The 15,060-nt window shown below is 40.5% G+C and carries 14 protein-coding genes; 12 read left to right on the forward strand and 2 right to left on the reverse strand.

The genetic code is table 11. The features are described from left to right. The first annotated feature begins 5 nt into the window (after nt 1-5). The 7 genes from tadA (at nt 6) to pyrF (ending at nt 5,279) form a co-directional block, all read left to right on the forward strand. Nucleotides 6-557: a tRNA adenosine(34) deaminase TadA gene (gene tadA, locus FTU79_RS06700; RefSeq protein ID WP_078188939.1), complete on the forward strand. Its 552-nt coding sequence runs from the start codon at nt 6-8 to the stop codon at nt 555-557. 26 nt (nt 558-583) lie between these two features. Then, a complete protein-coding gene (locus FTU79_RS06705; protein ID WP_180049368.1) occupies nt 584-1,015 on the forward strand; it encodes an SRPBCC family protein in 432 nt (143 codons plus the stop codon). 17 nt (nt 1,016-1,032) lie between these two features. Next, entirely contained in the window at nt 1,033-1,716 is a 684-nt protein-coding gene (gene cmk / locus FTU79_RS06710) for a (d)CMP kinase (RefSeq protein ID WP_168378902.1), read from the forward strand. Between the two features lie 107 nt (nt 1,717-1,823). Further along, nucleotides 1,824-3,503: a 30S ribosomal protein S1 gene (gene rpsA / locus FTU79_RS06715; protein ID WP_078188933.1), complete on the forward strand. Its 1,680-nt coding sequence runs from the start codon at nt 1,824-1,826 to the stop codon at nt 3,501-3,503. A 162-nt stretch (nt 3,504-3,665) separates the two neighbouring features. Next, nucleotides 3,666-3,968 carry an integration host factor subunit beta gene (locus tag FTU79_RS06720; protein ID WP_067767464.1) on the forward strand — a complete coding sequence of 101 codons (303 nt, stop codon included), beginning with the start codon at nt 3,666-3,668 and terminating at the stop codon, nt 3,966-3,968. A gap of 24 nt (nt 3,969-3,992) precedes the next feature. Beyond that, the gene (locus tag FTU79_RS06725; RefSeq protein ID WP_078188931.1) at nt 3,993-4,358 is read left to right on the forward strand and encodes a lipopolysaccharide assembly protein LapA domain-containing protein; all 366 of its coding nucleotides are present in this window, start codon (nt 3,993-3,995) and stop codon (nt 4,356-4,358) included. 240 nt (nt 4,359-4,598) lie between these two features. Then, nucleotides 4,599-5,279: an orotidine-5'-phosphate decarboxylase gene (pyrF, locus tag FTU79_RS06730; protein WP_180007332.1), complete on the forward strand. Its 681-nt coding sequence runs from the start codon at nt 4,599-4,601 to the stop codon at nt 5,277-5,279. An 80-nt stretch (nt 5,280-5,359) separates the two neighbouring features. Here the strand turns inward: pyrF and FTU79_RS06735 are convergent, their stop codons facing one another. Next, nucleotides 5,360-6,268 (reverse strand): lysine exporter LysO family protein, encoded by a 909-nt coding sequence (locus FTU79_RS06735; RefSeq protein ID WP_180007331.1) that lies wholly within the window; start codon nt 6,266-6,268, stop codon nt 5,360-5,362. Between the two features lie 49 nt (nt 6,269-6,317). Further along, nucleotides 6,318-7,847, reverse strand: a complete 1,530-nt coding sequence (locus FTU79_RS06740) for an NAD(P)/FAD-dependent oxidoreductase (protein ID WP_180007387.1) — start codon at nt 7,845-7,847, stop codon at nt 6,318-6,320. A gap of 157 nt (nt 7,848-8,004) precedes the next feature. Here FTU79_RS06740 and FTU79_RS06745 point away from each other — a divergent pair, with 157 nt between their 5' ends. From FTU79_RS06745 to FTU79_RS06765, 5 genes are all read left to right on the forward strand, one after another. Further along, nucleotides 8,005-9,012 (forward strand): AraC family transcriptional regulator, encoded by a 1,008-nt coding sequence (locus FTU79_RS06745; RefSeq protein WP_180007330.1) that lies wholly within the window; start codon nt 8,005-8,007, stop codon nt 9,010-9,012. Between the two features lie 84 nt (nt 9,013-9,096). Next, nucleotides 9,097-10,248, forward strand: a complete 1,152-nt coding sequence (gene zapE, locus FTU79_RS06750) for a cell division protein ZapE (RefSeq protein WP_180007329.1) — start codon at nt 9,097-9,099, stop codon at nt 10,246-10,248. 526 nt (nt 10,249-10,774) lie between these two features. Next, nucleotides 10,775-12,937: a malate synthase G gene (locus tag FTU79_RS06755; protein WP_168378907.1), complete on the forward strand. Its 2,163-nt coding sequence runs from the start codon at nt 10,775-10,777 to the stop codon at nt 12,935-12,937. Nucleotides 12,938-13,025: 88 nt separating this feature from the next. Further along, entirely contained in the window at nt 13,026-13,502 is a 477-nt protein-coding gene (locus FTU79_RS06760) for a hypothetical protein (protein WP_111885048.1), read from the forward strand. Between the two features lie 111 nt (nt 13,503-13,613). Further along, nucleotides 13,614-15,056, forward strand: coding sequence for an aldehyde dehydrogenase family protein (locus FTU79_RS06765; RefSeq protein WP_180007328.1), 1,443 nt, complete (start codon nt 13,614-13,616; stop codon nt 15,054-15,056). Nucleotides 15,057-15,060 lie beyond the last annotated feature (4 nt).

Genomic DNA, 15,060 nt, shown 5'->3' on the forward strand with positions numbered 1-15,060 from the left:
AATTGATGTCTGAACCAAACTTATATAGTGATGAACACTGGATGCAGCTGGCTTTCGAGCAGGCTGCACAAGCTGCAGAATTGCAAGAAATTCCTGTAGGCGCAGTCATTGTGAGTCAAAATCAAGTCATAGGTGCAGGGTTTAATGCGCCGATTTCTCTGAAAGATCCCACCGCACATGCGGAAGTACAAGCTTTGCGTCAAGCTTGTTTAAATATCGATAATTACCGTTTACCCGATGATGCAACCTTATATGTAACATTGGAGCCATGCACAATGTGTGTGGGTGCTTTGGTACATTCGAGAATTAAACGTGTGGTATTTGCGACGACTGAGCCTAAAGCAGGTTCTTTGGTCAGTTCGCGTCAATTATTAAATTCAGGCTACTATAACCATATCTTTGAGTTTGAGCATGGTTGCCTACAAGAGCAATGCTCCCAACAATTAAGTGATTTTTTTAAAATGCGTCGTGAACAAAAACGACTGATGAAGTTACAGGAAAAAGCCACTTTGACTGAACTTAATTTAAAAAATCAAGTAAACTCTACTGACAATTAATATTGTCAAATAAAATAGGGTACACCATGAAATCCATTCAAGTAAAAAAAGAATTTAATGCACCGGTCGAGCAAGTTTTTGACTTACTTTCAAAACATTCGACCTACAACGTGGCTTTTGCGCCGATTCAAGTGGTGCGTGTTAAAGATTCAGTAGATCCTGAGCGTCCTGATGGTGTGGGTTCTGTGCGCTGTATGGGCTTTGGGCCAGTGAAACCGTTACAAGAGCAAATTACCTTGCTTGAGCCAAACCAACGTATTGAATATAAAATTATTAAAAACCCATTGGTGAAGCATCATTTGGGCGTGATTCAATTCGAAGCGATTGATGCTGCGCGTACTTTAGTCACTTATACGATTGAATTACAGGCGCGTGCGCCATTCGTTAGTCAATTAATCCTTGCGCAACTGAAGTCAGCGATTAAAATTGGTTTTTCAAAACTTGCAAAAACCGTATAAACAAAAGTGGAAGAGCAATGACAGTTCAAATCATTACAATTGATGGCCCAAGTGGCTCAGGTAAAGGAACATTGGCAGCAAAAATTGCGGCACATTATCAGTTCCACTTACTCGACTCAGGTGCGTTATATCGTCTGTTGGGATTGTCATTGCATAAGCAAGACTTAATTGATGCATTAGACTCAAAGCTCGATGAATGCGTAAAAATTGCAACAAATTTAGACATACAATTTGTGACAAATGAAGCAGGTGTTTCGGTGCTTTTAGATGGTGAAGATGTCTCAAAAGTTATCCGTACTGAGAGAGTCGGAGAGTTTGCCTCAAAAGTTGCTGCAATTCCTGCACTTAGAACTGCGCTTTTAGAACGTCAGCATGCCTTTGCCCAAGCACCTGGTTTGGTTGCAGATGGCCGTGACATGGCAACTACGATTTTTCCCAATGCTCAAGCCAAGATTTATTTAACGGCTTCTGCTCAGTCCCGTGCAGAGCGCCGTGTAAATCAGTTGCAGGCTATGGGCGTGGATGTTAAAATAAACGACATTTTAGCTAATATCGAAGCGCGTGATAAGCGAGATATGGAACGCACAGTCGCTCCACTCAAGCCTGCGCCAGATGCTTATTTTATTGATAGTTCAACTTTGAGTATTGATGAAGTATTCACGCTGATGACGAATTACATCGATCAGCAATTAGCAAACTAAAGAATTTTCAGCAGAAGCATAGCTTGATCAGTCTTATACGGACTATGTAGACGCTTAATTAAACCGGCCTTGTCTGATCCAAGACCGCTGACTTTACTAGGTATATCATGACCGAATCTTTTGCAGCCCTCTTTGAAGAAAGCGAATTAAACCTCAACGTTGAAAAGGGTGCTGTCATCCAAGGCGTTGTAGTAAATATCGACTCTGACTGGGTAACAGTTGACACTGGCCTTAAATCAGAAGGTATTGTTGACCGCGCTGAATTCTTAAATGAACAACGTGAACTTGAAGTTCAAGTTGGCGACACTGTTGACGTAGTTGTTGAAGCTCTTGACAACGGTATGGGTCAAACAGTTTTATCACGTGAAAAAGCTAAACGTGCTGAAACTTGGACTAAACTTGAAAAAATCTTTGAAGACGGCGAAATCGTTACTGGTGTTATCTCTGGTAAGGTTAAAGGCGGTTTCACTGTTGACATCGGTCCAGTTCGTGCGTTCCTTCCAGGTTCTTTAGTTGATACTCGTCCTATTCGTGATACTACTCACTTAGAAGGTAAAGAGTTAGAATTTAAAGTAATCAAACTTGATGCTAAACGTAACAACGTTGTTGTATCTCGTCGTGCTGTTATGGAAGCTGAATCTTCAGCTGACCGTGAAGCTCTTCTTGCTCAGCTTGAAGAAGGTCAAACAGTTACTGGTACTATTAAAAATCTTACTGACTACGGCGCGTTCGTTGACCTTGGCGGTATTGATGGTCTTCTTCACATCACTGACATGGCTTGGAAACGTATCAAGCACCCTTCAGAAGTTGTTGAAGTTGGTCAAGAAGTTACTGTTAAAGTACTTAAATTCGACCGCGAACGTAACCGCGTATCTTTAGGCCTTAAACAATTAGGCGAAGATCCATGGTTAGCGATCATGAACCGTTACCCTAAAGGTTCTATCGTTAAAGCTCGTGTAACTAACTTAACTGACTACGGTTGCTTCGCTGAAATCGCTGAAGGCGTTGAAGGCTTAGTACACGTTTCAGAAATGGACCACACTAACAAAAACATCCACCCATCTAAAGTTGTTCAGATCGGTGACGAAGTTGACGTTATGGTTCTTGAAGTTGATGAAGAGCGTCGTCGTATTTCTCTTGGTATCAAACAAACTCGTGCTAACCCATGGGAAGAGTTTGCTAAAGAACACGACAAAGGTGAAAAAGTTTCAGGTACGATCAAGTCAATCACTGACTTCGGTATCTTCATCGGTTTACCAGGCGGTATCGATGGTCTAGTTCACTTGTCTGACATTTCTTGGAACGAACAAGGCGAAGAAGCTATCCGTCGTTACAAGAAAGGTGACACAGTTGAAGCGGTTATCCTTTCAGTAGACGCTGAAGGCAACCGTATCAGCCTTGGCATCAAACAAATGAACAGCGATCCGTTCAACGATTTCTTAGCTGCTAACGAACGCGGTGCGCTTGTTAAAGGTACTGTAACTGCAGTTGACGCTAAAGGCGCTACTGTTAAGTTAGCTGACGAAGTTGAAGCGACTCTTAAAGCATCTGAAATCAACCGCGACCGCGTTGAAGATGCAACTAAGTTCCTTGAAGTTGGTCAAGAAGTTGAAGCTAAAATCATCAACGTAGACCGCAAATCACGTTCTATCAACTTGTCTATCAAAGCGAAAGACGAAGCTGAAGAAAAAGAAGCAGTAGCTAACTTGAACAAGACAGCTACAGCAACTTCAGACAATGGTCCTAAGACTATTGGTGATTTGATCAAAGCTCAAATGAACCACTAAGTAAGTGTTTGAATTGTATTGTTAATGTAAATTAATTAATATATTTTACACAATTACTGTAACGGTAGCGTAGTAAGTGATTATTACGCTACCGTTTTGTATTTAAACAGGTTATTATCAGGAAACTGATCCTAGGTAGCTTGATAATTAAAGAGGTCGCAGATGACTACTGAAGCACTTAATAAGTCTGACTTAATAGAGCGTATTTCTCTTAAAAACCCACACTTAGCTGAACCCTTAGTGGAAGAGGCCGTTAAGATAATGATCGATCAAATGATCGAAGCTTTGTCTACAGACAACCGAATAGAAATCCGTGGTTTTGGTAGTTTTGCATTACATCACCGTGAACCACGTGTGGGTCGTAACCCAAAAACAGGTAAATCAGTTGAAGTGGCAGCAAAAGCTGTACCGCACTTTAAACCTGGTAAAGCTTTACGTGATGCGGTAAACGAATCTGCAAACTAATTCAAAACATTGTTAGGGGTGTTTATGCGTTACGTATTGGTCGTAATTCTACTGGTCCTATTTGGATACTCATTGGCTTTGGTTCTACAAAACGGAACTGAACTTTCGGTCGATTTGTTGTTTACACAAGTGCCTGCAATGCGTTTAGGGCTTTTATTGCTATTAACCTTGTCATTAGGTTTGGTGTTAGGTCTTTTATTGGCAGTGCAAGTATTTCGAGTATTTCAAAATAACTGGGAAATTAAACGTCTACGTAAAGATATTGACCGCCTACGTAAAGAGCAAATTCAAACTGCTCAACTGGCTGCTGCTGAAGCGGCTGCACATACGCGTCATGAAAAGACAGTTTTAGATATTGATGCGAATGAGCGTCCTTCTAACCCGTTATAATTGGGTTTTAGAAGTAAATTAACTACTTTTATGAGTAGATTTAAATTTTATATTTAACACTCCGGTGGATCATCGGGGTGTTTTTTTATGGGCTGAAAAAATAAAACGCTTATCTCAAATAAAATAATGAGATAGCTCAATTCAAATTAATCATTTCAAATGACATGAGTTTTATGACTTTCTGATCAAGTTGAATCCATCTATAATGCACTAATTTTGTCAAAATGAAGGGTAAGTCTCTTGAGTATCATCGTTGCACTAGATGCTAAAAGCCAATATGACGCACTTACAATTGCAGAGCAGTTAGATCCTGCATTATGTCGAGTTAAGGTTGGTAAAGAGTTATTTACCCATGAGGGTCCAAGTGTCGTTAAGGCATTGCATGATAAAGGTTTTGAAGTATTTCTAGATCTAAAATTCCACGATATTCCAAACACTACAGCGCAAGCAGTTTGTGCAGCTGCGGATATGGGTGTGTGGATGGTGAATGTTCATGCTTCAGGTGGTCGTAAAATGATGGAAACCTGTGTTGAGCGTTTAAAGACGGGTAACTATAACACTCAGCTGATTGCAGTAACGGTATTAACCTCGATGGGCCGTGAAGATCTTGCGGATTTAGGTTTAGATGTTGAACCCTTTGAACATGTGAAACGTCTTGCGACTTTAACGAAAGAAAGTGGTTTAGATGGTGTAGTGTGTTCGGCACAAGAAGCAAAAATGCTGCGTGAAACTTTGGGTGCTGACTTTGCTTTAGTGACACCGGGTATCCGTCCAGCAGGTTCTGCTGCTGATGATCAAAAACGAATTGTGACACCTAAACAAGCCATGCTTGATGGTTCTACACATTTGGTGATTGGTCGTCCGATTACCAAATCGGACAATATGCGTCAGACTTTAAAAGATATTTTGGCGACTTTGTAAGAATCCCACCCGACCTCCCTTTGAAAAAGGGAGGAGAAAGTCCCTCTTTTTTAAAGAGGGATTTAGGGAGATTAAAATCGTTAAAGCACCGCCAATATACTCACCAATATAGGTGCAAGTACAGAAAGGATAAAGCCGCTGACCATGGCATGTGGAATAAAATCATTCCCACAGGCTTGTTTGACCATAGGTAGGGTGACATCCATAGCTGTTGCGCCCGCAGATGAAATTGCAGAGCGTGGGTAACGCCAGCCAATAATATACATAAACACAATCGCAAAGATTTCTCTGAATAAATCATTCATCAACGCAATACTACCTAGATGCGCATTTTTTAATTCAGTTACGACGATACCTGTCATCGAATAGAAACCATAGCCTTGTGACAGCATAATCAAATCTTTCAAGCTGATTTGTGGCAATAGATAGGCAGCAGCAAAAGCGCCCAAAAGTGAACCGACGATACAACCGAGTGGAACAAGTAGAATTTTCCAATTTAACCAAGAGCGATCGAGCGGTGAGTAGGCGAGATCAAGCCCAATCAGAAACATGAAGACTAAAAGTAGATCCCAAGTACTAATATGTGGCTGAAGACTAAAATGTGCTGCCATTTCGGCAAAAGCATAACCTAAACCTAATGCAATAAAAGCATAGCTAATATTGATGAGTGAGCTTGTCACTAACTGCATGGACACTTTGCCATGACTGGGTTTATAGCCTAAAAGCTTAAATAAAATATAGCAGCAAATAAAAGCACCCACTGAGGTCAATAGTGCAATAAGTACTGATGAAGAAAGGATTTGCAGAGGTGCTGGAATAGTGTGTAATGTTTCAGAAAATTCGATCGCAATCGCAAATAACAAAATATAAGTAAAATACGGCAGCAGTTTAAAGGCGATTTTTTCAAGCCAAGTGGGTAGGCGACGTGCAAGAATAAAACCAAGCCCTAAACAGGCCAAGAGCTGGAAAATCAGCCAGAAAGATTGCATACAAAAATAGGCAGATAATGAATACCTGCCTATTATGACCTGTTATTGCTTAAGCTGCATGACTAGATTTTGTTTTACTGAGGAGTCGAAAATCGGCTGGATTTATTTTTCGAGTAGCGAGCCAATATTTCCATGTATAAGTCGGCCAAAGTGCAAAATTTTTACCGCCATTTTGTTGATACCAACTCACACAGCCTGATTGCCAAACTGTTCCATCAAGCATGTCTTGTACATGAGTGTTAAATTGATCTTGCACCTGATCTTTGACGGCGATGGCTTGAACATTAGATTTTGAAACCAATTGCATCATTTGTAAGATGTAATCGACTTGTGCCTCAATCATAAATACCACTGAATTATGGGCAAGCACAGTATTGGGGCCTAATAATTGGAACAGGTTTGGAAAGCCTTTGGTGCAAATGCCATAAAAGCTTTCTGCGCCAGCTTGCCAAACTTGTTTGAGTTCTTGAGCATTTTCACCAATACATTCAAATGATTTTAAATAAATTCTTGGATCGGTAATAAAGCCTGTGCCATAGATCAGACAATCGATTTCACGGGATTTTCCATCTTTGGTAATAATGGCATTTTCAGTGATTTCTTGTATTGCATCACTGACCAATTCCACATTCGGTCGATTAAACGTTGGAAAGTATTTATTAGAAATTAAAATGCGTTTACAGCCCATGATGTAGTTTGGGGTTAGTTTCTTGGCAAGTTCAGCATCTTTCGCTTGATACTTAATATATAGTTCTGCCAGTTTTTGCGCATATTTCATGGTGGTTGGTTTAACAATTGGCACGACACGTGATTCGTTGGTCCAATACAGGCGAGCACGGTGAATTTTTCGAAACCAATCATATTTTTTAAATAGTGATTTTTCTAAACCATGATAACTACGCTCATCTCGTGGAATGACCCAAGCCGCTGTACGCTGAAAAACATACAGTTGCTTTGTTTGTGGTGCGATTTCAGGAATGTATTGGATGGCACTGCCGCCTGTACCAATAGATGCGACTTTTTTACCTTCTAATGGATATTGATGATCCCATTGCGAAGAATGGAACACTTTACCCTTAAATTTTTCAATGCCTGGAATATGTGGAATTTGTGGGACATGTAACGGGCCAGATGCAAAAATCACATATTGAGCGGTAATTTTAACGCCATCTTTGAGTTCTAAATGCCAGTCACAGGTTGATTCATTGTATTGGCTTGAAAGCACTTCACTGTTAAAGCGACAGAATTGTTTTAAATTATATTCACGGGTGACGTGTTGGATATAATCAAATATTTCCGGCGCTTCGGCGTAACGCTTTGACCAATCTGTTTTGGGTGCAAAAGAAAGTGAATACATATGTGATTGCACATCGCAGGCAGCGCCAGGGTAGCGGTTTTCACGCCAGGTGCCACCAAAATCATTGGCTTTTTCGAGGATTAGAAAATTTTGATTACCTTGTTGTAAAAGTCGTATCGCCATAGCAATGCCACCAAAACCGCCGCCGATGATGGCGATTTGCGTATGAATTTCCGAATTGGCTTTTGGGGTTTGCACTGTTTTTGTTTGCGCTTCCTGCATCATTTTTTTAATTCCAAGCGAGATTACAAACTAAGCATACTTGAGTTCATGATCAGAACAATATGATTGAGATGACAGAAAAATTGATCGAAACGGCAATGTTCATAATTGCAAATTTGTAGTAAAAAAGAAGAAATTTAATGTCATTTTACGATTTATGAAACGATCCATTCTAAGCCTGATGTATCTTGTACAAGGAATGCGTAAAGCAGGCGTAGATGTCGATCAACGTTTGCAAACTATCGGGCTGCGTGTCGATGCACTCGATCCTACTTCGGTGATTCATCCGAGTTTGGAGTGGGATGTACTGAAAGTCATTGGTAAAGATGTAGAACCTGAGCAAGGGTTATTTATTGGTCAGCATTATACATTGGCGGGTTATGGCCCGTTGCTGATGTTATTGGTCACCAGTGATACTTTACGCCAAGCTTTAAATCAGGGAATTCGCTTTCAACAGTTGACGCATCTAACTGGGCGTTTGAGTTTGCAAATCAGTCAGCATAAAGTGGCCTTATGTTATCAACCACAAGATGTGTATGCGACACTGGGTGCATTATTGGCGCATTCAGAGATTTCAGGAACGTATAAATTCATCCGTGATCTGTACAAAATGATGGGGCTATCTACGCCACAAGTTCAAATTGATTTGCCATTTGCTGAACCCAAAGATCCCGAAAAATTAAAAATGTTTACTGATTATTATGGCTCTCAAGTTCGCTTTGGTGCGCCATTTGCAGCATTTTGGTTTGATGAAGATGTTTTAGATATTCGTATTCCATCCGCCGATATTATTACTTTTCGATTATATGAGTCGAAATGTATCGCAGAGTTAGAACGTTTAAGTGCCGATGAAGATGCACCATCATTGGTTCAACGTGTGCAAGATTATTTGGAATTACAAAGTGGTGCGATGCCAAGTATGGCAGCAACTGCTCAAGCATTGAATTTGCCAGAAAGAACTTTGCGTCATCAATTGCAACAGTTAAATACCAGTTATAAGCAAATTCGTGAAGATATTATTAAAGATAAAGCACTCCGTATGATTGAATATAATGAATATTCAATTGAAATGATTGCAGAATTGCTCGGCTATTCAGAACCTGCGGCGTTTAATCATGCGTTTAAACGTTGGTTTGGGCATAGTCCGAGACAATATAATAAATAGCCAATGCGCTTTACTGCCAAAGTGTTATATCTTCGAGTTTATTCTTCGTTATAATTCATTTAGCCCAAAAAAGTATTTAATGATATGTCAGATTTTCAGTCACCACACAACACCGCATTTACTCCGATTTCACCGGCTGAGCGTTATGCTCAAGCCTTAGCATCTGGTCAGTTTTTACCAGATCAGGAACAGGCGCAAGCGGTGCATGAGTTGGATCGAGTTTGGCAAGAATTAATCCAACGTTTTAAGGCTTCTAAAAAAGCGTTTCGTCGTTTCCGTCGTCAAACTGCACCGAAAGGGGTGTATATGTGGGGCGGTGTAGGACGTGGTAAAACGTGGCTGATGGATCAGTTTTATGATTCTGTGCCATTTCGACGCAAAACACGTATGCATTTCCATCACTTTATGCAGTACGTACACCGTGAATTAAATAAGCTTTCAGGTCAGCGTAATCCACTAGACCTTGTTGCCGACCAAATTTATAAAGAAGCAGTCGTGATCTGCTTTGATGAATTCTTTGTATCCAATGTCACGGATGCAATGATTTTGAGTGATCTATTCCAAAAATTATTTACGCGTGGGATCACCCTTGTTGCAACATCTAACATCGCACCAGATGGTTTATATAAAAACGGGATCCACCGTGACCGTTTTATCCCAACCATCGAAATGGTAAAAAAGAACTGTGTGATTTTAAATGTAGACTCAGGCGTAGACTATCGTTTACGTGTATTGAAACAAGCGCAGTTGTTTAAGTCGCCTTTAACACATGAACATAAGTTGTGGATGGCACAGCGTTTTACAGCATTAACGCAAACCCAAACGGTTTCACAAGAGCCAATTATTATTAATCAGCGTATTGTAGAAACCATTGGTCATACGGAAGATGTGCTGTGGTGTGAATATTCTGAGCTTTGCCTAAAACCACGTAGCCCAGCGGACTTTATTGAAATTGCCAATATTTATAATACAGTCTTGGTGAGTAATGTGCCGCACATGACCGATTATTTGTCTGAAGGGACACGTCGTTTTATCTACTTGGTTGATGAATTTTATGACCGTGGGGTGAAGTTGTTGCTTACTTCAGAAGATACGATTATTGAATTATATCAAGGTGAAAAATTGGCATTTGAAATTGAGCGTACACGTTCGCGCTTATTGGAAATGCAATCTGATGATTATCTACATACCTCTCACCGCCAAATCAATGTAACAGAATCTACAGCAGAAAATTAAGCGTTTTTGTTGGAATAAAAAAAGAACGTCTTAATGGCGTTCTTTTTTTTTGATTTTTTGTTTTAGATAACATGTATAAATTAAGAAAAGCTGTGGAACGAACAATAGAAGTTAAAGCCAAGTCTCAAGATAAAAGCATCATTTAATAAGAAGCTAGACTGAATAATAATTCATCGATAAAAGCGTTAAATTTAAACTGATTGGTTGAAGTTGTAGCATCGACATTGGCAGCATTTCATGGCTTAATCGAGTGAGTTTGTTTGAGGCTTGGGTCTATTTGTTCAGTTTTAGAACAAAATTCTGCACTTAAGTCTAATTTCGACATTTCAAAAACTTTATACACTGTAAAAAGGTATTCAGGCTGATGATGACGTCGTATTTCTGATCTTTATTATGTTGAATGATGAGGGTATTTCATTACATAGAAAATGATCATTATTTAGGAATGTGATAGTACTATTCAGCAAAGTATAAATGGGTATACTAGAATCTCTTGTTATAAAAAATAGCAATATCAGGAAAGACAATGACTGCACGTATTCAAAAAGGCAAGTTAGCGATTGCTAAAGAACTTTACGATTTCATCGAAAATGAAGCACTACCGGGTTCAGGTTTAGACAGTGAAACTTACTGGAAAAACTTTGAACAAGTCGTTGTCGATCTTAGCCCAAAGAATAAAGCACTATTGGCTAAGCGTGACGACATTCAAGCTAAAATTGATGAATGGCACCGCAACAACAAATTTGAACTCGAAGCTTACAAAGCTTTCCTTACTGAAATTGGCTACTTATTACCAGAAGTAGAAGATTTCCAAATCAGCACAGAAAATGTAGACGAAGAAATCGCATTATTGGCTGGTGCGCAATTGGTAGTACCTGTGCGTAATGCACGTTACTGCTTAAACGCTGCGAACGCACGTTGGGGTTCACTCTACGATGCTCTTTACGGTTTTGACGTGATCTCTGAAGAAGGCGGCGCGGAAAAAGGTAAGGGCTATAACCCAGCTCGTGGCGCAAAAGTTATCGAATTTGCTAAAAACTTCTTAAATGAAACTTTCCCGTTAGCAAATGGTTCGCATGCAGATGCAACTAAATATGCGGTAGAAGGCAAAAAGTTAGTTGTAAGCCTAAAAGATGGCTCAACTGCAACTTTAGCGAAAGAAGCTCAGTTTGTTGGTTTTAATGGTGACGAAGCTGCACCAACTGAAATCGTACTTTTAAACAATGGTTTACATGTAATCATTGAAGTTGATGCGACGAGCCCAATTGGTTCAACAGATGCTGCTGGCGTGAAAGACTTAGTTCTTGAAGCTGCGGTAACGACAATTCAAGACTTGGAAGACTCAATTGCAGCAGTTGATGCTGAAGAGAAAGTTGAAGGCTACCGTAACTGGTTAGGCTTAATGAAAGGTACGCTTTCTGAATCTATCGAGAAAAATGGTAAAACCGTTACTCGTACATTGAACAAAGACCGTACGCACAAAAACTTGATCGGTGGTGAAACTACGCTTCACGGTCGTTCATTGATGTTGCTTCGTAACGTAGGTCATTTGATGACAAACCCAGCGATCCTTGTAGATGGTGCTGAAATCTACGAAGGCATCATGGATGCATTGATCACACCGTTATTGACGTTTGCAGACATCAAAGGCGAAAACGAAAACAAGAACTCTCGTAAAGGTTCTATGTACATCGTTAAACCAAAAATGCACGGTCCAGAAGAAGTTGCATTTGCAGTTGAATTATTTGAGCGTGCTGAACAAGCGCTTGGTCTACCTGCGAAGACTTTGAAAATCGGTATCATGGACGAAGAACGTCGTACTTCTGTGAACTTGAAAAACTGTATCGCGCAAGCGAAAGATCGTACGATCTTTATTAATACAGGTTTCATGGACCGTACGGGTGATGAAATCCATACTTTCATGGAAGCAGGTCCATTCGTTCGTAAAGGCGAAGTGAAGTCTCAAATCTGGTTCCCAGCGTATGAAAACCGTAACGTGATGATCGGTCTACAAGCAGGCTTACGTGGTAAAGCGCAAATCGGTAAAGGCATGTGGCCAAAACCAGATATGTTGCTTGATATGTACAAAACTAAGATTGAGCATCCAGAAGCTGGCGCAAGCTGTGCATGGGTTCCGTCTCCATCTGGCGCTGTAATTCACGCGATTCACTATCATCAGTGCAATGTTTCTGAACGTCAAAAAGAGTTGTTGAATACTCAACCGCTATCTTTAGATGACTTGTTAACACCGCCTTTAGCGACAGATACAAACTGGTCTGAAGAAGAGAAAACCAAAGAACTCGAAAATAACCTTCAAGGTATCTTGGGTTATGTGGTTCGTTGGGTTGATTTGGGTGTAGGTTGTTCAAAAGTTCTAGACATCAACAACGTTGGTTTGATGGAAGACCGTGCAACTTTACGTATTTCTTCTCAACACGTTGCGAACTGGTTACGTCACGGTATCGTAACTGCTGAGCAAGTTGAAGAAGTATTTAAGCGCATGGCGAAAGTTGTAGATGAGCAAAATGCCAACGATCCACTTTACACACCAATGGCACCAAGCTTTGATGGTTATGCATACAAAGCTGCTTATGATTTAGTATTCAAAGGTGGCGAGCAGCCTTCTGGTTATACAGAGCCGCTTCTTCATGCTTACCGTTTAAAATTAAAAGGTTATACAGGTGACTAATCTGTAAATCAAAAAAAGCCTCTTCGGAGGCTTTTTTTATTGCTTGAGAAATTTAGAATGTCGACATAAAAAATGAAAAGGAAACTCCATGTATTTATGGAATGTAAATCGGTTGGTGGATGATATAAGACTGAATAAAGTCTCTGAAACCCATTATAAAAACTACTATATTGCCAGCTCAATATTGATTTTCTTTAGCTACTTAGCACTGACGTTAACCCCAGAATCCAAACCTACAGAAGCTTGGGCTTCGTTTGTTTTACAAGTTGGTCTGCTGATTAGCTGGGTGAATGCCATATTTAAAGCCAATGGCGGCGAGCAAGGCCGAGATTTTTTAAAGCGCTTTATTGCATTGTATTTGCCCGTAACGATTCAGAGTTTAGTCCTCTTTATCTTGATCGCTGTTGTTGTCGAAGGGCTGTTACCTATGTTGACCCTAAACATGGAGGAGGCTGCGCTTGAGCAACTCACCACAGTTAAAGATCTAAGTTTTGAAGTCATCATTAGCTGTTATATTTATTGGCGAATCTATAAAGCGATGCGGCAGATTCATCAGCCTGTTTAAAGTATAAGGTTGCAAAAGAAATTAATTATAAAGTTTTATCCTGTTTTTCTCATAGCTTTTCGATGCTGAAGTCTTTACATTGGGATGAATGATAAAAATAGGATGGAAACGATGTCAGCTTATACCGCATTAGATTTGCAATATATTGGTGGGCAATGGCGAGCAGGGACGTCAACCCGCCACATCAAAAATATCAATCCTTTTAGCCAAGCAGAGATTTTTGAATTGCAGGCAGCCAGCAGTGTCGATGTAGACAGTGCTTATAGTGCGGCAGAAGCTGCCTTTAAATTAGAAATGACCAAGTCTATTAAAGTACGTCAGCAAGTTATCAACAAATTAGCTCAAACCATTCAGCAACGCAGAGAAGAAATTATTCAATGGCTGATAGATGAATCTGGGAGTACACGTTTAAAAGCCAATATTGAAGTTGATGCTGCGCTCGGCATTATCCAAGAATCGTTGTGTTTTCCTGAAAAAATGCAAACTATGAAGCTAGAGAGTAAAGACCCTAGCCGCAAGAGTTTTGTACTGCGCAAACCCTTGGGAGTCATAGCAGTGATTAGCCCTTGGAATTTTCCATTTCATTTGTCGATGCGTTCTGTGGTGACTGCGATTGCTTGCGGCAATAGTGTGGTGCTGAAGCCTGCAAGTGACACGCCAGTCACAGGTGGAACGTTGCTCGGAAAGTTATTTGAAGAAGCGGGTTTACCGCATGGTGTGTTAAATGTCGTTGCAGGCAGCGGCAGTGAAATTGGCGACTATTTTGTAGAGCATCCTGTACCTAAATTGATTTCATTTACAGGTTCAACTGAAGTGGGTCAACAGGTGGGTGTGAAAGCGCTAGGAAGTTCACGGATTAAGCGTTTAGCGCTGGAACTTGGCGGCAATGCGCCTTTGGCCATTTTAGATGATGCAGATTTAAATTTAGCCGTTGAACTGACCGTGATGGGGCGTTTTTTGCATCAAGGACAAATTTGCATGAGTACCAATCGAGTGATTGTGGATGAATCCTTGCACGATGCTTATGTTGAAAAATTAATTAAACGGGTAAAAAGCATTGTGGTCGGTGATCCGAATGATGCTGAAACCCTGATAGGGCCCATTATCAATAAGTCGCAAATCGATAAATTAAAAACTATTATTCAAAATGCCATTCAGCAAGATGCAATTTTAGCCTACGCGGGGGGTATTGAAGGTCAATTGGTTGCACCGCATATTTTCACCCATGTGGATGCACACGCTGATATTGCATTGGAAGAAAGCTTTGGGCCAATCTTGCCGATTTTAAAAGCGCGAGATGAAGCACATGCACTAGAATTGGCGAATTCAACCCGATTTGGTTTATCGAGTGCGGTATGTACGTCAAACTTAGCGCGCGGCGGAGAGTTTGCTGCCAAACTCGATATAGGCATGACGCATATCAATGGCATCAGTGTGGCGGATCATTCTAATGCACCCTTTGGTGGTGAACGTAATTCAGGCCTTGGCCGTTTTAATGGTGAGTGGATATTTGAGGAATTTACCCGCACCCATTGGCAGACTTTCCCCGCTTAAAATA

The organism is Acinetobacter sp. YH12144 (assembly GCF_013418345.1).
GTDB lineage: Bacteria > Pseudomonadota > Gammaproteobacteria > Pseudomonadales > Moraxellaceae > Acinetobacter > Acinetobacter amyesii.